A 21211-nucleotide genomic window follows, 5' to 3' on the forward strand; every position below is an offset into this window, starting at 1 on the left:
TATAGTGGCCGACCTCCGTTTCATCAAGTAGCCGAGCCCCATGTCCGAGCCACGCAAGATCCTCGTCACCAGCGCCCTGCCCTATGCCAATGGTTCAATCCACCTTGGCCATATGCTTGAGTACATCCAGACCGATATGTGGGTGCGCTTCCAGAAGCATCGCGGCAATCAATGCATTTATGTCTGCGCGGACGACGCCCACGGTTCGGCCATCATGTTGCGCGCCGAAAAGGAAGGCATTACCCCGGAACAACTGATCGCCAACGTCCAGGCTGAACACAGCGCCGACTTTGCCGAATTCCTGGTGGACTTCGACAACTTCCATTCGACGCACTCTGAAGAGAACCGTGAGCTGTCGAGCCAAATCTATAAGCGGCTGCGGGACGCCGGTCACATCGCCACGCGTTCAATCACGCAGTATTTCGACCCGGAAAAGAAAATGTTCCTGGCCGACCGCTTCATCAAGGGCACCTGCCCGAAATGTGGCACCGAAGACCAGTACGGCGATAACTGCGAGAAATGTGGTGCTACCTACGCGCCCACCGACCTGAAGAATCCGAAGTCGGCGATCTCCGGCGCCACCCCGGTGCTCAAGGACTCCCAGCACTTCTTCTTCAAGCTCCCGGATTTCCAGCAAATGCTGCAAACCTGGACCCGCAGCGGCACCCTGCAGGACGCCGTGGCCAACAAGATCGCCGAATGGCTGGATGCCGGCCTGCAACAGTGGGACATCTCCCGCGATGCGCCGTACTTCGGCTTCGAAATCCCAGACGAGCCAGGCAAGTACTTCTACGTGTGGCTGGACGCGCCGATCGGCTACATGGCCAGCTTCAAGAACCTTTGCGACCGTACGCCGGAGCTGGACTTCGACGCGTTCTGGGGCAAGGACTCCACCGCCGAGCTGTATCACTTCATCGGCAAGGACATCGTCAACTTCCACGCCCTGTTCTGGCCAGCAATGCTCGAAGGTTCGGGCTATCGCAAGCCGACCGGCATCGCCGTACACGGCTACCTGACGGTCAACGGCCAGAAGATGTCCAAATCCCGTGGCACCTTTATCAAGGCGCGCACCTACCTGGATCATCTGTCACCGGAATACCTGCGCTACTACTACGCAGCCAAGCTGGGCCGTGGCGTCGACGACCTGGACCTGAACCTGGAAGACTTCGTACAGAAGGTCAACTCGGACCTGGTGGGCAAGGTGGTCAACATCGCCAGCCGTTGCGCGGGCTTTATCCACAAGGGCAACGCCGGCGTGCTGGTGGCAGAAAATGCCGCGCCCGAGCTGACCGACGCGTTCCTGGCCGCCGCGCCAAGCATTGCCGACGCCTATGAAGCCCGAGACTTTGCCCGCGCCATGCGCGAGATCATGGGCCTGGCCGACCGTGCCAACGCCTGGATTGCCGACAAGGCACCGTGGTCGCTGAACAAACAGGACGGTAAGCAGGATGAAGTCCAGGCCATCTGCGCCACGGGCATCAACCTGTTCCGCCAGTTGGTGATCTTCCTCAAGCCGGTGCTGCCGTTGCTGGCGGCCGACGCCGAGGCGTTCCTCAATGTACCGCCACTGACCTGGAACGATCACGCGACCTTGCTCAGCAACCACCAACTCAATGAGTTCAAGCCGCTGATGACCCGCATCGACCCGGTGAAAGTCCAGGCCATGACCGACGCATCCAAAGAAGATCTGGAAGCCAGCAAGACTGACACTGGCGAAGCCGCACCTGCCGGTAATGGCGAACTGGCTAAAGATCCGCTGTCCGCGGAAATCGACTTCGACGCGTTTGCCGCGGTCGACCTGCGCGTGGCGCTGATCCTCAAGGCCGAAGCCGTGGAAGGCGCCGACAAGCTGCTGCGCCTGACCCTGGACATCGGTGATGAGCAACGCAACGTGTTCTCCGGGATCAAGAGTGCCTACCCGGACCCGGCCAAACTGGAAGGTCGCCTGACCATGATGATCGCCAACCTCAAGCCCCGGAAAATGCGTTTCGGCATCTCCGAAGGCATGGTGATGGCAGCCGGCCCTGGCGGCGAAGAGATCTACTTGCTGAGCCCTGACAGCGGCGCCAAGCCCGGCCAGCGCATCAAGTAAACCTTCCGGTGGCGAGCAGGTTTGTCCGCGTTGAGTCGCGAAGCGGCCCAAAAAAAGGGACTGCTACGCAGTCCAACGCGGGCAAGCCCGCTCGCCACAGGGCTAGTGCCCCTTCCTCGCTTGCCGGATAATCGGATTCTGTTTGCTTAACCCGGCATGCCCATGACCGATATGCTTTTCACCCTTGTCAGCACGGCCCTGATCAGCAACTTCGTGTTGCAGATGCCGCTGGCTGTCGACCCGGTGCTGGCATCATCCACTGATCCACGCAGACAAGTGCATGCCCTGGGCATTGCCACCACCTTGCTGATGGTGCTGAGCAGTGTCGTCGGCTATCTGCTTGACCACTATGTGCTGCAGCCACTGGCGCTGACATCTTTGCGGTTGTTCGTATTTCTGCCGGTGACCATTGTGTTGATTCAACCACTGCTAAGCGTGCTGTCCCGCCAGTTACCCAAACTGTCGTTCGATGGCCTGTGGCCGTTGGTCCTGGGGAACGCCGGGGTGTTGGCCGTGCTGTTAATGGGTACGCAGGACGATAGAGGGCTGGCGCATATGACAGCCTTGAGCCTTGGCGCTGGCCTAGGCTTTTGGCTGGTGCTGAGCCTGTTCAGCGATCTGCGCCAACGTATTGCCGGTAACGATATCCCGCTGCCCTTTCGAGGCTTGCCCGTAGAGCTGATCAGTGCCGGGCTAATAGCCGTGGCTTTTCTGGGTTTCAACGCAATGATCAAACCATGAGCCTGATTCAACGTATCGATGCGCTGCTGCCACAGACCCAATGTGGCAAATGCGGGCATCCTGGCTGCAAGCCCTACGCCGAAGGGATTGCCCAAGGCGAAGCCATCAACAAATGCCCTCCGGGCGGACGGGAAACCATTGCCGGACTGGCGCAGCTGTTGAACGTCCCCGTATTGGACCTGGACACTTCCCGCGGAGACGCACCGGCGCAGATCGCCTTTATCCGCGAGGCGGAGTGCATTGGCTGCACCAAATGCATCCAGGCCTGCCCGGTAGACGCGATCGTCGGTGCGGCCAAGCTGATGCACACGGTGATTATCGACGAGTGTACGGGTTGCGACCTGTGTGTCGCGCCCTGCCCCGTTGACTGCATCGAAATGCATCCGATGGCCAGGGTGCTGCCGATTGTGGGTGGCCTTGCGTCCAACGATCAGGAGCGCCAGGCACGCAGTATCAAGCGCGACCGTGCCCGGCGGCGCTTTGAACAGCGCAACGCACGGCTGCAACGGGAGGAGGAACAGAAACTCGCCGAACGCCTGGCCCGCGCCAAACGCCCTGCTGTTGTTGAGACGGTGACGGTCAACCCGGTCCAGGCAGCCATCGAGCGGGTTCGCGCGCAAAAAGCCGCCGACATGGACGCTGCAGTGAAAAAGGCCAAGATCAACCTGGCCATGAGCCGTGCCCAGCTACACAAATCCCTACAAGCGTTCGGCCATCCACCTACCTTTGAACAGCAGTCGCAGTTAGTCATCCTGCAGCGGCAATTCGAAGCTGCTGAACAGGCACTCGCGGCGCTTGACGTGAACAGCACACCGCCGCCAGCTCCGAACAAGGACCCAGAGCTGAAACGGGCGAAAATACAGCTGGCGATGCGTCGTGCTGAACTGCAAAAAGCCCAAAACCAAAACGCCGGCCCGCAACAACTGGCGGTATTGAGTGCAGCACTGGCCGCAGCCGAACACGCCTTGCATGACGCTGAAGCTACGTCCGACCAGCCCCGTCCCGACTTGCAACGGGTGGAAAAGCGGCCGATCGATAGTCAGCTACGCCAACTGAAAACCACCCTGGCCTATGCCCGTGCCGACTTGAGCAAAATTCAACGCCAACCTGGTGCCAGCGAGGCCGAGCTGGCTGATGCGCAGCGCCGTCTCGACGACGCCCTGCGCTTGGTGAATAGCCATGTCAGCGGGTGAAACGGTCGACCGCCAGCAGCAGGCGATGAAACGTGTGCTGCTGGCGACCGTGCCAGGCTTGTTGGTCATGTTCTGGCTGTACGGTTGGGGCGTGTTGATCAACCTGTTGTTGGCCGGTACTTGTGCGCTGGTGCTGGAAGCGAGTGTGCAACGGTTGCGCCGGCGCTCGGTCAACGATCTCAGCGGCTTGGTCAGCGCTACGCTGCTGGCCTTGGCATTGCCTCCTTATTGCCCCTGGTGGCTATGTGTGTCGGCAGTAGCCAGCGCATTGCTGCTGGGCAAACACCTGTATGGCGGCAACCAGAACCCCTTCAACCCGGCCATGGTCGGTTATGCACTGATGCTGGTGGCCTTTCCACAACCCATGACTCACTGGCCCGCGTCTCACGGCATGGACCTGCTGGCGGGCCTGCAACAGGTGTTCGGCCTGCATGGCAACGCTCCGGATGCCTGGGCCCAGGCCACTGCCCTGGATGTCCTGCGAATCAACAAGAGCCTGACCATCGACGAACTGTTTGCCAGCAGTACAGCCTTCGGTTACGTCGCAGGCCGGGGCAGTGAATGGGTCAACCTGGCGTTTCTCGCCGGTGGACTGTTTCTGTTGCAGCAACGGGTGTTCAGTTGGCATGCACCGGTGGGCATGCTCGGCAGCTTGTTCATCATCAGCCTGTTGTGCTGGAACGGCTCGGGGTCGGACTCCCATGGCTCGCCGCTGTTTCATCTGCTCACCGGCGCCAGCATGCTCGGGGCATTTTTTATTGTTACCGAACCCGTGTCCGGCCCTAAAAGCCCACGCGCGCGCCTGATGTTTGGCGCCGGGGCAGGCTTGCTGATTTACCTGATCCGTACGTGGGGCGGGTACCCTGACGGTGTAGCGTTTGCAGTATTGCTGATGAACCTGGCAGTGCCGGCACTGGAACGCCTGGCGACACCAAAACAGCCAGCGGTGACCTCATGAAACGCGCCCGGGGCCTGCTGATTGTATTGCTGATCGCCGCCGCCGGGATTGCCCTGACCCTGCTCGTCCACCAGTTGACCGCCAGCCGCGCCGCCCAGGAACAACAAGACCAGCAACGCCGCGCCTTTCTGGACATCCTGCCCGGTGGTAGCTACGACAACCAGCCACTGGAACATCCACTGGCGATGAACCCGCAGGTATTGGCAAACAGTCAACTGCTGGGCGGTTATCTCGCCACCCTGTCGAGCCAGCCCAATGCGGTGCTGCTGCACTCGCAGGTCAGTGGCTACGGCGGCCCCATCGAGTTGCTGATCGCCATTTCCCAGAATGGAAAGTTGCTGGGGGTGAAAACCCTGAAGCAGTCGGAAACCCCTGGCCTGGGTGGACATATCGCCGAGGGCAACAATCCTTGGCTGGCCGCCTTCAAGGCACGGTCTCGTCACGATCCAGCGGATGCGGGCTGGGCTTTGAAGAAGGACCAAGGGCAATTCGATCAAATGGCCGGCGCTACCATCACCTCTCGGGCGGTAATCAACGCGGTGCATGATGCCTTGCGCTATTTTGATGAGCAGCGGCAATCGATGCTGGAGCAACCTGCCCGTGACTAAATCACCTGGCCTTGCCGGCTCATTGATGCTCGCGCCACTGGTTGGAGTGAGTGACACGCTGCCCAAGGCGCTGGGTTTCTGGGCACTCTCGGTGTTAATCGTGACGCTGTACGGCGTGGGCATGTGGGGCGTGCGAAACCTTCTCGGCGAGCGTATGCGGCTGATCGCCAGCCTGCTGCTCGCCGCTACGCTGGTCAGTTGCGCACAACTGATCTTGCAGGCCTTTGCACTGACCTTGTATCAACAACTGGGTGTTTACCTGGCGCTGATCAGCGTCCAATGCGTGCTGCTGGAGCATTCAGGCGGATTCGACGCAGGCCAGGGCAAAACGCGATTGCAACTGTTCGGCCTGTTTGGCCTACTGCTGATTACACTTGGGTTAGTGCGTGGATTGATCGGCAGCGGCACCCTCACCACACTCGCACCAGGCGGGTTTATCCTGCTCGGGTTATTGCTCGCAGGCCGACAAGCCTGGGTTCACTTTTCAAAATCACACTGACCGTCTGCAAGGAACCGCGCGCCCCATGAATGCCGCAAAACGCCTGGAAATTTTCCGTCGGCTTCACGAAGACAATCCGGAACCGAAAACCGAACTGGCCTACTCTTCGCCGTTCGAGTTGCTGATTGCCGTGATTCTTTCGGCCCAGTCAACAGACGTCGGCGTCAACAAAGCCACCGCCAAGCTGTATCCGGTGGCCAACACGCCTGCAGCCATTCACGCCCTAGGGGTTGAAGGGTTATCCGATTACATCAAGACCATTGGTTTGTATAACAGCAAGGCAAAAAACGTCATTGAGACCTGTCGGTTGCTCGTAGAGCGTCATGCTGGCGAAGTTCCGCAAACACGCGAGGAGCTCGAAGCGCTGCCCGGTGTCGGCCGAAAAACCGCCAACGTCGTGCTCAATACCGCTTTCCGCCAGTTGACCATGGCCGTGGATACGCACATTTTCCGCGTCAGCAACCGAACCGGCATTGCCCGCGGGAAAAATGTGGTGGAGGTTGAAAAACAGCTAATGAAGTTTGTGCCCAAGCCCTATCTGCTTGACTCACATCATTGGCTGATCCTTCACGGACGCTACGTCTGCCAGGCCCGCAAGCCCCGCTGCGGCAGTTGCCGCATCGAAGACCTGTGCGAATACAAGGACAAGACCTCCGACGATTGAGCAACCATTGCTTTTTTGGATCAGTCGATTGAAAAAATCTTTTTTACCCGCAACAGGATAATCGTTATAAGGAGCGCCAACGGCAGTCTTAGCCTGGAGTTAACCTTATGAGCACTGGCAAAGAACAATTGGATGTAGAAGACGAGCTTGTTGGCGCTGAATCCGACGACGATGCAGCGGAAGCACCTGCAGAAGTGGCCAAGACCAATTTAAGCAAACGCCGCACCATCGACAATCTTCTGGAAGAGCGACGCTTGCAAAAACAGTTGGCCGATTACGATTTCGATCTCTAATCGAACCAACACCGGTAGCGATCAGAAGCCTCCCCTACGGAGGCTTTTCTGTGTATACCCCCTGAGCGAGCCGACCTTCCCTACACCAGGCCGTTGCGTTGAGCCAGTTCGATCAGGTCTACCAGGGAACGCGCATTGAGCTTGAGCAGCAGGCGCGTCTTGTAGGTGCTCACGGTTTTATTGCTCAGGAACATGCCATCGGCGATCTCCTTGTTGGTCTTTCCTCGGGCCAGCTGTTGCAGCACCATCATCTCTCGGCCTGAAAGACGCTCGACCATATCGGCCTCACTGGCGTTCCCCAAGGTGGAGCGCACCGAGTTCAACGCCTGGTTGGGGAAGTAGCTGTAGCCGCAGAGCACCGCCTTTATCGCGCTCAACAGCTCCGTCAGGTCCTGTTGCTTGCACACATAGCCAGCAGCCCCTGCCTGCATGCACCGCATGGAAAAATGACCGGGCGCCTGGGACGTCAGCACCAGCACCTTGAAGGGGTGCGCCTGTTTGGTAGACGACAGTCGACATATAACTTCCAGACCGTCGAGTTTGGGTATTCCAATATCCAGTATGACAATATCCGGCATATGCTCCCGTGCAAGTTGCAATGCATCGACACCGTTATCAGTCTCGGCAACGACCTCATAACCATGACGTTCCATTAGCATACGTACAGCAAGACGAATGACGGGATGATCATCCACGATCAGCACTTTATTCATGGGCAAGTCCAATTTCGCTGTTCGAATTATTTAGAGCAAGCACAATAGCCTAGTCGTTTCCTCCTTGGCATAGCACTCCCCCCCAAGCAACAGTAAGCAGAGACCCACCCCACAAAGAGATAGGATTTACCCTACAAAAAGACGCCACAACTGATGTATCGAGTTTTGTTGGGACTTTCAGACGTTTCCGAGGGCAAACATATCTTGAGTGAAAAGTCCTCAGAGCAATGACCAAAGGTAAACATCCCGCACACCGACTTCAGGAAATGCCCCTTGTTTACCAGCAATATTCCGGCGTCCACCCAATAAACTCAAACACTAAAAAGTTCCAACCAGCATATTTTATTACACAGTAGTTTTCTGACAGAACATTCAACAAACATTACCTGAACGGCTAATAATTGAGTGAAATTTCTGCCATACAAGTCCCCACACTCTGAATGAAAACTACATCATGAGATGTCGTAACGACCAAAATCAATCCCTCGAGCGGATCGACATATCGCTTCGCGACGAATTAAACGAAGGTTAAACTTATTTAACGACGCAAAGTCGCCATATGTTTAAAGCATAAACAGAACTCAAAAAAATGGCCCTTTAAGCAAGGGGCCATTTTTCATCGCAACTTAAATCACTCAGAACAACTTGCGACCTTTGTTGGCCGCAATACGCATACGCAATGCGTTGAGCTTGATGAAACCAGCAGCATCCGCCTGATTGTAGGCGCCGCCATCTTCTTCAAAGGTGGCGATATTGGCATCGAACAGCGACTCATCGGACTTGCGCCCGGTGACGATCACATTGCCTTTATAGAGCTTCAAGCGCACCACACCGTTCACGTGAGCCTGGGACGCATCGATCATCTGTTGCAGCATCAGACGCTCAGGGCTCCACCAGTAGCCGGTGTAGATCAGGCTGGCGTACTTGGGCATCAACTCGTCTTTGAGGTGAGCCACTTCACGGTCCAGGGTGATGGATTCGATAGCGCGGTGAGCGCGCAGCATGATGGTGCCACCCGGGGTTTCGTAGCAGCCACGGGACTTCATGCCCACGTAACGGTTCTCGACGATGTCCAGACGGCCGATACCGTGCTCGCCACCGATACGGTTCAGGGTCGCCAATACGGTGGCCGGGGTCATTTCGACGCCGTCCAGCGCGACGATGTCGCCGTTGCGGTAGGTCAGTTCCAGGTACTGGGCCTTGTCAGGAGCGTTCTCCGGGGAGACGGTCCACTTCCACATGTCTTCTTCGTGCTCGGTCCAGGTATCTTCCAGCACGCCGCCTTCATAGGAGATGTGCAGCAGGTTGGCGTCCATCGAGTACGGGGACTTCTTCTTGCCGTGACGCTCGATCGGGATGTTGTGCTTTTCAGCGTAATCCATCAGCTTTTCACGGGACAGCAGGTCCCATTCACGCCAAGGAGCAATCACTTTCACGCCTGGCTTCAAGGCGTACGCGCCCAGTTCGAAACGGACTTGGTCGTTACCCTTGCCGGTGGCACCATGGGAAATGGCGTCAGCGCCGGTTTCGTTGGCGATTTCGATCAAGCGCTTGGCGATCAGCGGACGTGCGATGGAGGTACCCAGCAGGTACTCGCCTTCGTAGACAGTGTTGGCGCGAAACATCGGGAAAACGAAATCGCGGACGAACTCTTCGCGCAGGTCATCAATGTAGATCTCTTTCACGCCCATGGCTTGCGCCTTGGCGCGTGCAGGTTCGACCTCTTCGCCCTGACCCAGGTCAGCGGTGAAGGTCACCACTTCACAGTTATAAGTATCCTGCAGCCACTTGAGGATCACCGAAGTGTCCAGGCCGCCGGAATACGCGAGAACGACCTTGTTTACGTCGGCCATGCCATCACTCCACGGGGTTGTACGGAAAGGCGTCGATTCTACCGACCAAAACCGTGAAATTACAGAGGCGCGACAGCAAATGAAGATAAAGCGACAGATTATGTCGAACGGGCGACGAATTGCCGCACCTTACGACGTGGCTGCGGCGTTGCTCGGCGCAGTGGCCTGGGGCGCCGGTTTCTCAGGGGTTGCCACCCGTTCCAGGTGAATATTGACCCGCCGATTCCTGGCCCGGTTGGCGGGATTGGTATTGGGCACCAACGGGTAGCGTTCGCCGTGAAAACGCAGGGTAATCTGGGACTCCGCAATGCCGTTGGCCTTCAGATAGTCCATCACTGCCAGGCCGCGCCGACGGGACAGGTCGCGGTTGGTCAGGCGATTACCGCTGTTGTCCGAGTGACCGTCCAACTCGATGTGGTTGACTGTCGGGTCGGCCTTGATGAATTCCAGCATGACTGACAGCTTCTTCTTGGCAGCCGCGTCCAACTCGATTCCGCCGCCGGGGAAGCCCACTTCCGCCTGTTTAACCTGCTCGAAATTCATCGGCAGCAGCTTGGCAGTACACAGTTGATAGTCACTGTAGGCTTTGTTGAATTTCACCGGCAGCAGACGTACTTCGGAGTAACCACCGTCACGGCCATAGTGGCGCACCGTTGGACTGCGGCCCTCGAGCAGCCCATTGAACAAGCGTCCGGCCTGGGCTTGGGAGCTGTTGAACAACACATCGCCACTGCCAACGCGTACGGCCCCCAGATTGATGTCACCGCGCCCCGGCTGCCACGGCGCGGCCGCGGCCAACAAGGTCGCAGAACCGGCGCCCAGTAAGCCGTTGTAGGCCTTCAGACGAAATGTCGCTTGCTCGCCGGCCCGGCGCACAAACTCGCCCGAACCAAAATCGGTGATGGGTTGGCTCAAGCGGCACTCGAATTTATCGCCCTCCACCTTCCACTCAATATTCTCCAGACGTGTCTGGAACGTGAGGGCCATCGCGGGCAAGCTGGCGAACACACTGAGCAGGGCTAGATAATGCTGGCGCACGGGAGGCTCCACAGGTTTCTACAACACATCAAGGCGTCATACATCGTTAAGGCATACCCAGGGATATCGGTCGCCACCTGCAAAACTTGATAGCGAGTGCCTGCAAGAGTCTTTTCCGGTAGCATTCCCACCAGATTGACCCGCCTGGAATCCCCAATGTCCGACCGCCTGACCCTGCTGCGTCCCGACGACTGGCATATTCATCTTCGCGATGGTGCAGCGTTACCCCAAACCGTGGCCGATGTAGCGCGCACGTTTGGCCGCGCCATCATCATGCCTAACCTGGTACCTCCGGTGCGTAATGCCGTGGAAGCCGATGCCTATCGCCAGCGTATCCTTGCTGCGCGTCCGGCCGGCAGCCGCTTCGAGCCGTTGATGGTGCTTTACCTGACCGACCGTACCCAGCCCGAAGAGATTCGTGAGGCCAAGGCGAGCGGTTTCGTCCATGCCGCCAAGCTCTATCCCGCGGGTGCAACCACCAACTCCGACTCTGGCGTGACCAGCATCGACAAGATCCTGCCGGCTATCGAAGCCATGGCAGAAGTCGGCATGCCGTTGCTGATCCACGGCGAAGTCACCCGTGGCGATGTCGACGTGTTTGATCGCGAGAAGGTCTTCATCGACGAACACATGCGCCGCGTAGTGGAGCTGTTCCCGACCCTCAAGGTCGTGTTCGAACACATCACCACCGCTGATGCCGTGCAGTTCGTCACCGAGGCTTCGGCCAATGTCGGGGCGACCATCACCGCGCATCACCTGCTGTACAACCGCAACCACATGCTGGTGGGCGGGATTCGGCCGCATTTCTATTGCTTGCCGATCCTCAAGCGCAATACCCACCAGGTAGCACTGCTGGATGCCGCCACCAGCGGCAGCGAAAAGTTCTTCCTCGGCACCGACTCGGCCCCCCACGCCCAGCACGCCAAGGAAGCGGCGTGTGGCTGTGCTGGCTGCTACACCGCCTATGCGGCGATCGAGCTGTACGCCGAAGCGTTCGAACAACGCAATGCCCTGGACAAACTCGAAGGCTTCGCCAGTCTCAATGGCCCGCGTTTCTACGGCCTGCCGGCGAATACCGACCGCATTACCCTGGTCCGTGAAGACTGGACCGCCCCTGCCAGCCTGCCATTTGGCGAGTTGACCGTCATCCCGCTGCGCGCCGGTGAAACACTGCGCTGGCGCCTGCTGGAGGAACACCCGTGAGTGAAGACCATTTCGACGACGAACACGAAGGTCATGGCGGTGGCGGTTCACGCCACCCAATGGCTGAACGCTTTCGTGGCTACCTGCCAGTGGTCATCGACGTAGAAACCGGCGGTTTCAACTGCGCCACCGATGCATTGCTGGAAATTGCCGCCACGACCATCGGCATGGATGAACAGGGTTTTGTGTTCCCGGAGCATACCCACTTTTTCCGCGTCGAGCCGTTCGAGGGCGCCAACATCGAAGCGGCTGCCCTGGAATTCACCGGAATCAAGCTCGATCACCCGCTGCGCATGGCCGTCAGTGAAGAAGCCGCGATGACCGACATCTTTCGTGGCGTGCGCAAGGCCTTGAAAGCCAATGGCTGCAAACGCGCGATCCTGGTGGGGCATAACAGCAGTTTCGATCTGGGCTTCCTCAACGCTGCCGTAGCGCGCCTGGACATGAAGCGCAACCCGTTTCATCCGTTCTCCAGTTTCGACACTGCGACTCTCGCCGGTTTGGCTTATGGTCAGACCGTACTGGCGAAAGCCTGCCAGGCAGCCGGTATCGACTTCGATGGTCGTGAGGCCCACTCGGCCCGCTACGACACCGAGAAAACCGCCGAGCTGTTCTGCGGCATCGTCAACCGCTGGAAACAGATGGGTGGCTGGGAAGACTTCAACGACTGAGGTTGAATCCCGCGCATAAAAAAACCGGCCCTCACAGGCCGGTTTTTTTATGCCGCTAACCTGGCTTACAGCTTGCCAGCGTTCTCGGTCAGGTAAGCCGCGACGCCTTCTGGCGAAGCGTTCATGCCCTTGTCGCCTTTTTTCCAGTTGGCAGGGCAAACTTCGCCGTGCTCTTCGTGGAATTGCAGCGCGTCAACTAGACGGATCAGCTCTTCCATGTTACGGCCCAACGGCAGGTCGTTGATGATCTGCGAGCGGACAACGCCCTTGTCGTCGATCAGGAACGCGCCACGGAAAGCTACGCCGCCTTCGGACTCAACGTCGTAGGCCTTGGCGATGTCGTGCTTCATGTCGGCAGCCATGGTGTATTTGACTTTACCGATGCCGCCATCGTTGATGGCGGTGTTGCGCCAGGCGTTGTGGGTGAAATGGGAGTCGATGGAAACGGCAACCACTTCAACGTTACGCGCCTTGAAGTCGTCCATGCGGTGATCCAGAGCGATCAGTTCCGATGGGCAGACGAAGGTGAAGTCCAGCGGGTAGAAGAACACCAGGCCGTATTTGCCTTTGATGGCTTCAGACAGTTTGAAGCTGTCTACGATTTCGCCATTGCCGAGGACGGCTGGTACGTCGAAATCTGGGGCTTGTTTGCCGACGAGTACGCTCATTGGATATCTCCTGGTGTGGTAGCTGAAGTAAAAGGACCGGCCTCAGTGTGCCTTGGCTAAACGACAGGCCTGTGACGCGATCACGCTTCGTGAAGACCGAACATCATACACCGAAAAAACCGTTCGTCAGCGCGAGGCTGCGCAACCACAAAGGTCGGAGAAACTACTTTGACAATCATTCTCGTTAACATTAAGATCCATCGCACTTAAGCCTCAAACCCGCGATGGTTCTCCCTTATGTATGTCTGCCTCTGCACTGGCGTCACCGACGGACAAATCCGCGAAGCAATCTACGAAGGTTGCTGCAGCTACAAAGAAGTACGTGAGACCACCGGCGTTGCCAGCCAATGCGGCAAATGTGCCTGCCTGGCCAAGCAAGTGGTACGGGAAACCCTGACGCAGTTGCAAACTGCCCAGGCTGCGATCCCCTACTCAGCAGAATTTACACACGCGTAATTGGCGTGTTTTAAAGAACCGGACTTAATGTCCGGTTTTTTTATGCCTTGATTTCAATCAGTTAGCGTCAAGACGCGGAACACAAACATTCTTATTCCGATTAATTTTCATATATTATTCAATAACTTAGGTTTGACAGTAGTCATTGCTCGGCTCAAACTCCGCCCTATATACAGCGAATACAGGGCAGGACCCCAATCATGAAAGGCGACATCACAGTCATCCAGCAACTCAACAAAATCCTTGCCAATGAACTGGTCGCGATCAATCAGTACTTCCTGCATGCGCGCATGTATGAAGATTGGGGCCTGGAAAAGCTGGGCAAGCATGAGTACAAAGAATCCATCCACGCCATGAAAGACGCGGACAAGCTGATCAAGCGCATACTTTTCCTTGAAGGCCTGCCGAACGTCCAGGATCTGGGCAAGCTGAACATCGGCGAGCACACCCAGGAAATGATCAACTGCGACTTGAACTTCGAACGCAAAAGCCACACCGACCTCAAGGCCGCCATCGCTCATTGCGAAACCAAGGGCGACTTCGGCAGCCGCGAACTGCTGGAAGATATCCTTGAGGATCAGGAAGAACATATCGACTGGCTGGAAACCCAAGTGGGCCTGATCGATAAAGTCACTATCGAGAACTATCTGCAATCGCAGATGGGTGAATAACCCTTAATTCTCGGCCACTAAAAAGCCCCGCTCTCCTATGGAGAAGCGGGGCTTTTTATTACCGCAGCCTAAAACAAATCAGGCTTCGGTCTTCGCAGCAGCTTTTGCCGCTGCGTCTTTGATCAGCGTCTGCAACGAACCATCAGCTGCCATCTCGGTGATGATGTCGCTACCACCGACCAACTCACCCGCAACCCACAACTGCGGGAAGGTAGGCCAGTTGGCGTACTTCGGCAGGTTGGCGCGGATTTCCGGGTTCTGCAGGATATCCACGTAGGCGAACTTCTCGCCACATTGCATGATTGCCTGGGAAGCCTTTGCGGAGAAGCCACACTGAGGGGCGTTAGGCGCACCCTTCATGTAAAGCAGAATGGTGTTGTTGGCAATCTGCTCTTTAATCGTTTCGATGATATCCATGGAACACCTCGGCTGGAACTTTCCGACTCATGGGTCGGCACGGTGGCGCATTGTAACGCAAAGCCCAGCATGACGCTCGGACTCCCCGACAGACAATCCTCAAGCCGCCGCCACCTGCACCGGCACACCATTCAACGCCGCATTGCCCGACAACTCATCCACTTGCCGCTCATCCGTCAGGTCATTGGCACTCGCACCGGGCTGCCCGCTGGCAATCGTCATCTGCACTCCGGGGCGGCCATGACCCCAACCGTGAGGCAAGCTGACCACACCGGGCATCATGTCCAGGCTGGCCACCACTTCCACTTCAATCATGCCGATCCGCGAGCTGACACGCACCCGCTGGCCGTCGCTCAATTGACGCTGGGCGAGATCATCAGGATGCATCAGCAACTGGTGCCGAGGCTTACCCTTCACCAGGCGGTGATAGTTATGCATCCAGGAATTATTGCTGCGCACGTGTCGGCGCCCGATCAATAACAACTCATCGGCCTCAGGCAGAGGTTGCGCGACGAATCTCACCAGGTCGGCCAGAATCACTTCAGGCGCGGCCTGCAGGCGACCATTGACGGTTTTCAAGCGCCCGGCCAGATTGGCTTGCAACGGCCCCAGGTCCAGGCCGTGGGGATGATCAGCCAGCGCGGCCACTGAAAGCTTGTGACTGGACGCATCGCCATACGCTCCGGCTCGTATGCCGAAGTCGATCATCTGCGCAGGCGGCATGGTCGGTTTGAGGCTGTTACCGGTCTTCGCCGCAAATGCCTGGGCCAACCCGACAAAGATTTCCCAGTCATGCAGCGCACCTTCGGGCTTGGGCAGGATGGCGCGATTGAACCGCGTGACATTACGCACCGCGAACATATTGAAGGTGGTGTCGTAATGATCGTTTTCCAGGGCCGAGGTGGACGGCAGGATCAGGTCCGCATAGCGCGTGGTTTCATTGATATACAGATCGATGCTGACCATGAACTCCAGACCATCCAGGGCTTGTTCCACCTGCCGCCCATTGGGCGTGGAAAGCACCGGGTTGCCCGCCACCGTCACCAGCGCGCGGATTTGCCCTTCGCCTTCGGTGAGCATTTCTTCAGCCAGCGCCGATACCGGCAGCTCGCCACTGTATTCAGGGCGCCCGGAAACCCGACTCTGCCAACGATTGAAATGACCGCCGGAAGTGGCCGCCACCAGATCCACCGCTGGCGTGGTGCATAAGGCGCCGCCCACACGATCCAGGTTGCCGGTGACCAGGTTAATCAACTGCACCAGCCAGTGGCACAAGGTGCCGAAGGCCTGGGTCGAGACCCCCATCCGCCCATAACAGACCGCCTTGTCGGCCGCCGCAAAATCCCGCGCCAATTGGCGAATCTGTTCGGCAGGCACGGCGCATTGACGGCCCATGGTCTCAGCGGTAAACCCGGCAACGGCACGGCGCACCTCATCCAGGCCATCTACAGGCAGGTGGCTGTCACGGGTCAGATTCTCGGCAAACAGGGTATTGAGCAGCCCGAACAACAGCGCCGCATCACCACCGGGGCGCACGAACAGATGCTGGTCGGCGATCGCCGCTGTTTCACTGCGTCGCGGATCGACCACCACCACTTTGCCGCCACGGGCCTGGATGGCCTTCAGGCGCTTCTCCACATCCGGCACGGTCATGATGCTGCCGTTGGAGGCCAACGGGTTGCCCCCCAGGATCAACATGAAATCGGTATGGTCGATGTCCGGAATCGGCAGCAACAGGCCGTGGCCGTACATCAGGTGACTGGTGAGGTGATGAGGCAGTTGGTCCACCGACGTGGCGGAAAAGCGATTGCGCGTCTTGAGCAGGCCAAGAAAGTAATTACTGTGGGTCATCAAGCCATAGTTGTGCACGCTGGGATTGCCCTGATACACCGCCACCGCGTTCTGCCCATGACGCGCCTGGATCCCCGCCAGCCGCTCCGCCACCAGGGCAAAGGCCTCCTCCCAGGGGATGGGCTGCCACTCGCTACCCACCCGTAACATGGGCTGGTGCAGGCGGTCCGGATCATTCTGGATATCCTGCAGCGCCACGGCCTTGGGGCAGATATGGCCGCGACTGAAGCTGTCCAGCGGGTCGCCCTTGATCGAGGTGATCGTCAGGCTGCCGTCTTCGGCCTGGGTGGTTTCCAGGGTCAGGCCGCAGATGGCTTCGCACAGATGGCAGGCACGGTGATGGAGAGTCTTGGTCATGGCCAGTCTCTTTTGTTATGGGCAGCGTCGTCGGGGTGAGCGCTTTGCGCAAAACTATGGCCCGCCACCGATCCTGGCGCCAGTAACGTTCGTCGTGTGAATCCGCCGCCATCAGGTTCGGCCATGGCGAAGCATTAGGAAATGTTTCGGCCCCACCTGGCCACCCCCTTGTAGCCCGCTCAAACCGACACAATATGGCTTGCGCCCGCCTTGACGCGTTGCAAAGTTGAGCGGCGCCAGTGTACAAATGACTCGCTGCTGTCAGGAAACAGGCTTCAAAAGCGCTTTCCCCGCGTCCTTGAACACCCCCTAAAAACCGTAGCCTATTGGTAAGACGCGACATTTAATGTCAATATCGCGCCTTCCCCTATTTCGTCGCCCCGTGCGGCTTTCGCCGCAGGTCTCGCCCGTTGTCACAATAAACAAGGCTTTGAGTATCTGCGGTCTGTTGCAAAAAGGTAGTTAATGATGAGCGCAAGGCACTTTCTCTCCCTGATGGATTGCACGCCCGAAGAGCTGGTCAGCGTGATCCGTCGAGGCATTGAGCTTAAAGACCTGCGTAACCGCGGCGTACTGTTCGAGCCTTTGAAAAACCGCGTGCTCGGGATGATTTTCGAGAAGTCGTCCACCCGCACCCGCCTGTCCTTCGAAGCCGGGATGATCCAGCTCGGCGGCCAGGCCATCTTTCTCTCGCCACGGGACACCCAACTGGGCCGTGGCGAACCTATCAGCGACTGCGCCATCGTCATGTCGCGCATGCTCGACGCGGTGATGATCCGTACCTTCGCCCACAGCACCCTGACCGAATTTGCCGCCAACTCCCGGGTACCGGTGATCAACGGCCTGTCCGATGACCTGCATCCCTGCCAGTTGCTGGCCGATATGCAGACGTTCCTCGAACACCGTGGCTCGATCCAGGGCAAGACCGTGGCCTGGATCGGTGACGGCAACAACATGTGCAACAGCTATATAGAAGCGGCGATCCAGTTCGACTTCCACCTGCGCATTGCCTGCCCTGAAGGCTACGAGCCCGCCGCAGAATTCCTCGCCAAGGCCGATGGCCGCGTACAAATCGTGCGCGACCCTCGGGACGCGGTCGTCGGCGCCCATCTGGTGAGCACCGACGTCTGGACCTCCATGGGCCAGGAAGACGAAACCGCCAAGCGCCTAGCGCTGTTCGCACCGTTCCAGGTGACTCGTGCCCTGCTCGACCTGGCCGCGCCGGACGTACTGTTCATGCATTGCCTGCCGGCCCACCGGGGTGAAGAAATCAGCCTCGACCTGCTGGACGATCAGCGTTCGGTAGCCTGGGACCAGGCGGAAAACCGTCTGCACGCGCAAAAGGCCTTGCTCGAATTTCTCGTCGAGCCGGCGTACCACCACGCATGAGCCAGCCATTACTGCTGAATCTGCGCAATCTGGCATGCGGCTATCAGGATCAACGAGTGGTGCAGAACCTCAATCTGCACCTCAACGCGGGCGACATCGGTTGCCTGCTGGGCTCCTCTGGCTGCGGCAAGACCACCACCCTGCGGGCGATTGCCGGGTTTGAGCCGGTGCATGAAGGAGAAATCAGCCTCGCGGGCGAAGTCATCTCCAGCGCCGGTTTTACCCTCGCCCCGGAGAAACGTCGGATCGGTATGGTGTTCCAGGACTACGCGCTGTTTCCGCACCTCAGCGTGGCCGACAACATCGCCTTCGGCATCCGCAAGCATCCGCAAAAAGATCGAGTGGTGGTCGAGCTGCTGGAACTGGTCAACCTGAAGGGCCTGGGCAAGCGCTTCCCTCATGAGTTGTCCGGTGGTCAACAACAGCGTGTCGCCCTGGCTCGGGCGTTGGCGCCGGAGCCACAGCTATTGTTACTGGACGAACCCTTCTCCAACCTCGACGGTGAGCTGCGGCGCAAGCTCAGCCATGAAGTGCGCGACATCCTCAAGGCTCGGGGCACCAGTGCGATTCTGGTGACCCATGACCAGGAGGAAGCCTTCGCGGTAAGTGACCATGTTGGCGTGTTCAAGGAAGGTCGCCTGGAACAGTGGGATACGCCCTACAACCTCTATCACGAACCACTGACACCGTTTGTTGCCAGCTTTATCGGACAGGGTTATTTCATTCGAGGGCAACTGACGACGCCGGAATCCGTCAGTACCGAGCTGGGTGAGTTGCGCGGCAATCGTGCCTATACCTGGCCGACTGGCGGCGCGGTAGATGTATTGCTGCGTCCGGATGACATCGTCTACGACCCGGACAGCGCGCTGAAAGCACGGATCGTCGGCAAGACCTTCCTGGGGGCGTCAACCTTGTATCGCCTGCAACTGCCAACCGGTGCCCAGCTGGAGTCGATCTTCCCCAGCCATGCTGATCATCAGGTGGGTGCTGAGGTTGGCATTCGCGTGGCGGCTGAACATCTGGTGCTGTTCCAGGCCTCGGGCAGCACGGCGGCGCAGATTCCCCAGGTCGAATCAGGCGTTCGGCGCTACAGCACCGCCACTTGAAGAAATCGAATCAAATGTGGGAGCGGGCTTGCTCGCTCCCACATTTGATCGTCATACCCGGCCAATCTGCGCAAACTTGCCCTGGGTATGTTCCGCCAGCACCGTGGCTGCCAACTCCACCTCAAGCCCTCTCCTCCCCGCACTCACAAAAATTGTCGCAAATGGCTGCGCCGTCACATCAATGAATGTGCGCAAACGCTTCTTCTGCCCCAGCGGGCTGATTCCCCCCAGCAAATACCCAGTCGATCGTTGCGCGGCTGCGGGGTCGGCCATCTCGACCTTCTTCACCCCCGCAGCATGAGCCAGAGCCTTTAAATCCAGACTTCCGACGACCGGCACCACCGCCACCAGCAACTCGCCTTTTTCGCTGCTGGCCAACAAGGTCTTGAACACCTGCGCCGGATCAAGTCCCAGTTTTTCCGCGGCCTCCAGACCATAGGACGCCGCCTTGGGGTCGTGTTCGTAACTGTGGATACGATGTTCGGCGCGAACTTTTTTCAACAAGTCCAATGCGGGCGTCATGAAGGCTCCAGGCTTGGCATCAAGGTGGAAAAACGGATCACTAATTCTAGGCCAAGCCCGCGCAAAAGGCTCTAGTCCGACCCACTCTGCGACGTATCCGGACAGGGAGTGACAGCCCTTTTATCAATTTCCTTCGCAATCATTCACCACACCAATAGTTATAAAATGACCGATGGTTCACTTTCGACCTTTGACAGCCGTGTTTCTTGTCTATATTTTTTCGTTTACGAATACTATAGAAACAGTCCTTCGGTACCCCAGCAGCACGCCGCGAACAGGATGGGGATCCTCGCCACGGTGAAAATCGCCTCTTGCCCGTTATGGCAAGACGCCCGACAACAACAAAAACAGAGGTTTTCAATGACAACTGCTCTTCAACAGCCTCCACTCTCAAGCCAATGCATGGCCGAATTCCTGGGGACTGCGCTGCTGATTTTCTTTGGTACCGGATGTGTTGCTGCGCTCAAGGTCGCGGGTGCCAGCTTTAGCTTGTGGGAAATCAGCATCATTTGGGGGATCGGCGTCAGCATGGCGATCTATCTGAGCGCCGGCACTTCCGGGGCTCACCTCAATCCGGCCGTGAGTATCGCGCTGTGTATTTTTGCCGATTTCGACAAGCGCAAACTGCCGTTCTACATCATTGCTCAAGTGGCAGGCGCCTTCTGCGCAGCCGCGTTGGTTTACACGCTTTATAGCAACCTGTTTTTCGATTACGAACAAACCCACCATATGGTCCGCGGCTCTCAGGCCAGCCTGGAATTGGCGTCGGTGTTCTCCACCTACCCACACCCACTGCTGAGTACTGCCCAAGCTTTCCTGGTGGAAATGGTCATCACCGCCATCCTCATGGGCGTGATCATGGCCCTGACCGACGACAACAACGGCTTGCCCCGTGGCCCGCTGGCGCCGCTGCTGATTGGTTTACTGATCGCGGTGATTGGCAGCGCCATGGGCCCGCTGACCGGGTTTGCGATGAACCCGGCCCGTGACTTCGGCCCCAAGTTGATGACCTTTTTCGCCGGTTGGGGCGAAATAGCCTTCACTGGCGGGCACGACATTCCTTACTTCCTGATTCCGATCTTTGCACCGATTGTCGGTGCCTGCCTCGGTGCAGCAGCGTATCGCGGGCTGATTGCCCGTCACCTGCCAAGCGCCGCACCTGCTACAACTGATGCAACCGAAGCTGCTGCCACCGGCAAAACCCGTACTTCCTGATGCGATAGCCTGGGCCGTACTGCCCTTTTGCGG

General features: G+C 58.1%; 22 protein-coding genes. 15 read left to right on the forward strand and 7 right to left on the reverse strand.

Going from position 1 to position 21211, the window contains the following annotated elements:
- Positions 1–40 precede the first annotated feature (40 nt).
- The 8 genes from metG to J7E41_RS08120 all read left to right on the forward strand — a co-directional run bounded on the left by metG (position 41) and on the right by J7E41_RS08120 (position 7048).
- Entirely contained in the window at positions 41–2092 is a 2052-nt protein-coding gene (gene metG, locus J7E41_RS08085) for a methionine--tRNA ligase (protein WP_214991545.1), read from the forward strand.
- A gap of 162 nt (positions 2093–2254) precedes the next feature.
- Positions 2255–2833 carry an Rnf-Nqr domain containing protein gene (locus J7E41_RS08090; RefSeq protein WP_214991547.1) on the forward strand — a complete coding sequence of 193 codons (579 nt, stop codon included), beginning with the start codon at positions 2255–2257 and terminating at the stop codon, positions 2831–2833.
- On the forward strand, positions 2830–4026 hold the full coding sequence (gene rsxB / locus J7E41_RS08095) for an electron transport complex subunit RsxB (protein WP_214991549.1): 1197 nt from the start codon (positions 2830–2832) through the stop codon (positions 4024–4026). The genes J7E41_RS08090 and rsxB overlap by 4 nt, the downstream gene beginning before the upstream one ends.
- A complete protein-coding gene (locus tag J7E41_RS08100) occupies positions 4013–4984 on the forward strand; it encodes an RnfABCDGE type electron transport complex subunit D (RefSeq protein ID WP_214991551.1) in 972 nt (323 codons plus the stop codon). Before rsxB ends, J7E41_RS08100 begins: the two co-directional genes overlap by 14 nt.
- Positions 4981–5592: an RnfABCDGE type electron transport complex subunit G gene (locus J7E41_RS08105; RefSeq protein WP_214991553.1), complete on the forward strand. Its 612-nt coding sequence runs from the start codon at positions 4981–4983 to the stop codon at positions 5590–5592. The genes J7E41_RS08100 and J7E41_RS08105 overlap by 4 nt, the downstream gene beginning before the upstream one ends.
- Positions 5585–6091, forward strand: coding sequence for an Rnf-Nqr domain containing protein (locus J7E41_RS08110; RefSeq protein WP_353049392.1), 507 nt, complete (start codon positions 5585–5587; stop codon positions 6089–6091). Before J7E41_RS08105 ends, J7E41_RS08110 begins: the two co-directional genes overlap by 8 nt.
- 25 nt (positions 6092–6116) lie before the next feature.
- Complete coding sequence (gene nth / locus J7E41_RS08115) at positions 6117–6755, forward strand: endonuclease III (protein WP_214991557.1); 639 nt, start codon at positions 6117–6119, stop codon at positions 6753–6755.
- A gap of 107 nt (positions 6756–6862) precedes the next feature.
- Positions 6863–7048 (forward strand): PA3496 family putative envelope integrity protein, encoded by a 186-nt coding sequence (locus tag J7E41_RS08120; protein WP_155581262.1) that lies wholly within the window; start codon positions 6863–6865, stop codon positions 7046–7048.
- A gap of 80 nt (positions 7049–7128) precedes the next feature.
- Here J7E41_RS08120 and J7E41_RS08125 read toward each other — a convergent pair whose 3' ends face one another.
- The 3 genes from J7E41_RS08125 to J7E41_RS08135 form a co-directional block, all read right to left on the reverse strand.
- Positions 7129–7761, reverse strand: coding sequence for a response regulator transcription factor (locus J7E41_RS08125; RefSeq protein ID WP_155581261.1), 633 nt, complete (start codon positions 7759–7761; stop codon positions 7129–7131).
- Positions 7762–8396: 635 nt separating this feature from the next.
- Positions 8397–9614: an argininosuccinate synthase gene (locus J7E41_RS08130; protein WP_088422930.1), complete on the reverse strand. Its 1218-nt coding sequence runs from the start codon at positions 9612–9614 to the stop codon at positions 8397–8399.
- 129 nt (positions 9615–9743) lie between these two features.
- Complete coding sequence (locus tag J7E41_RS08135; RefSeq protein WP_214991559.1) at positions 9744–10652, reverse strand: flagellar protein MotY; 909 nt, start codon at positions 10650–10652, stop codon at positions 9744–9746.
- A gap of 156 nt (positions 10653–10808) precedes the next feature.
- On the opposite strand from J7E41_RS08135, the gene pyrC reads away from it, so the two are divergent.
- Positions 10809–11855 carry a dihydroorotase gene (gene pyrC, locus J7E41_RS08140; RefSeq protein WP_214991561.1) on the forward strand — a complete coding sequence of 349 codons (1047 nt, stop codon included), beginning with the start codon at positions 10809–10811 and terminating at the stop codon, positions 11853–11855.
- A complete protein-coding gene (gene rnt, locus J7E41_RS08145) occupies positions 11852–12526 on the forward strand; it encodes a ribonuclease T (protein WP_169356134.1) in 675 nt (224 codons plus the stop codon). Before pyrC ends, rnt begins: the two co-directional genes overlap by 4 nt.
- 65 nt (positions 12527–12591) lie before the next feature.
- Here rnt and J7E41_RS08150 read toward each other — a convergent pair whose 3' ends face one another.
- Positions 12592–13194, reverse strand: a complete 603-nt coding sequence (locus J7E41_RS08150; protein ID WP_003172097.1) for a peroxiredoxin — start codon at positions 13192–13194, stop codon at positions 12592–12594.
- 237 nt (positions 13195–13431) lie between these two features.
- Here J7E41_RS08150 and J7E41_RS08155 point away from each other — a divergent pair, with 237 nt between their 5' ends.
- Together J7E41_RS08155 and bfr are read left to right on the forward strand one after the other, a co-directional pair.
- Positions 13432–13650 carry a bacterioferritin-associated ferredoxin gene (locus tag J7E41_RS08155; protein ID WP_003208706.1) on the forward strand — a complete coding sequence of 73 codons (219 nt, stop codon included), beginning with the start codon at positions 13432–13434 and terminating at the stop codon, positions 13648–13650.
- Between the two features lie 200 nt (positions 13651–13850).
- Positions 13851–14321, forward strand: coding sequence for a bacterioferritin (bfr, locus tag J7E41_RS08160; protein WP_214991563.1), 471 nt, complete (start codon positions 13851–13853; stop codon positions 14319–14321).
- A gap of 78 nt (positions 14322–14399) precedes the next feature.
- Here bfr and grxD read toward each other — a convergent pair whose 3' ends face one another.
- Together grxD and J7E41_RS08170 are read right to left on the reverse strand one after the other, a co-directional pair.
- Positions 14400–14738, reverse strand: a complete 339-nt coding sequence (gene grxD, locus J7E41_RS08165; protein ID WP_214991565.1) for a Grx4 family monothiol glutaredoxin — start codon at positions 14736–14738, stop codon at positions 14400–14402.
- Between the two features lie 99 nt (positions 14739–14837).
- Positions 14838–16946, reverse strand: coding sequence for a molybdopterin oxidoreductase family protein (locus J7E41_RS08170; RefSeq protein WP_214991567.1), 2109 nt, complete (start codon positions 16944–16946; stop codon positions 14838–14840).
- A gap of 468 nt (positions 16947–17414) precedes the next feature.
- Between J7E41_RS08170 and argF the strand changes: the two genes are divergently transcribed.
- Entirely contained in the window at positions 17415–18335 is a 921-nt protein-coding gene (gene argF, locus J7E41_RS08175; protein WP_214991569.1) for an ornithine carbamoyltransferase, read from the forward strand.
- Positions 18332–19441, forward strand: a complete 1110-nt coding sequence (locus tag J7E41_RS08180) for an ABC transporter ATP-binding protein (RefSeq protein WP_214991571.1) — start codon at positions 18332–18334, stop codon at positions 19439–19441. The genes argF and J7E41_RS08180 overlap by 4 nt, the downstream gene beginning before the upstream one ends.
- 51 nt (positions 19442–19492) lie before the next feature.
- Here J7E41_RS08180 and ybaK read toward each other — a convergent pair whose 3' ends face one another.
- Complete coding sequence (ybaK, locus tag J7E41_RS08185; protein ID WP_214991573.1) at positions 19493–19963, reverse strand: Cys-tRNA(Pro) deacylase; 471 nt, start codon at positions 19961–19963, stop codon at positions 19493–19495.
- Between the two features lie 360 nt (positions 19964–20323).
- On the opposite strand from ybaK, the gene J7E41_RS08190 reads away from it, so the two are divergent.
- Positions 20324–21178, forward strand: a complete 855-nt coding sequence (locus tag J7E41_RS08190) for an MIP/aquaporin family protein (protein WP_214991580.1) — start codon at positions 20324–20326, stop codon at positions 21176–21178.
- Positions 21179–21211: the final 33 nt, after the last annotated feature.

The sequence above is a fragment of the Pseudomonas fluorescens genome (assembly GCF_018614655.1).
Classification (GTDB): domain Bacteria; phylum Pseudomonadota; class Gammaproteobacteria; order Pseudomonadales; family Pseudomonadaceae; genus Aquipseudomonas; species Aquipseudomonas fluorescens_BX.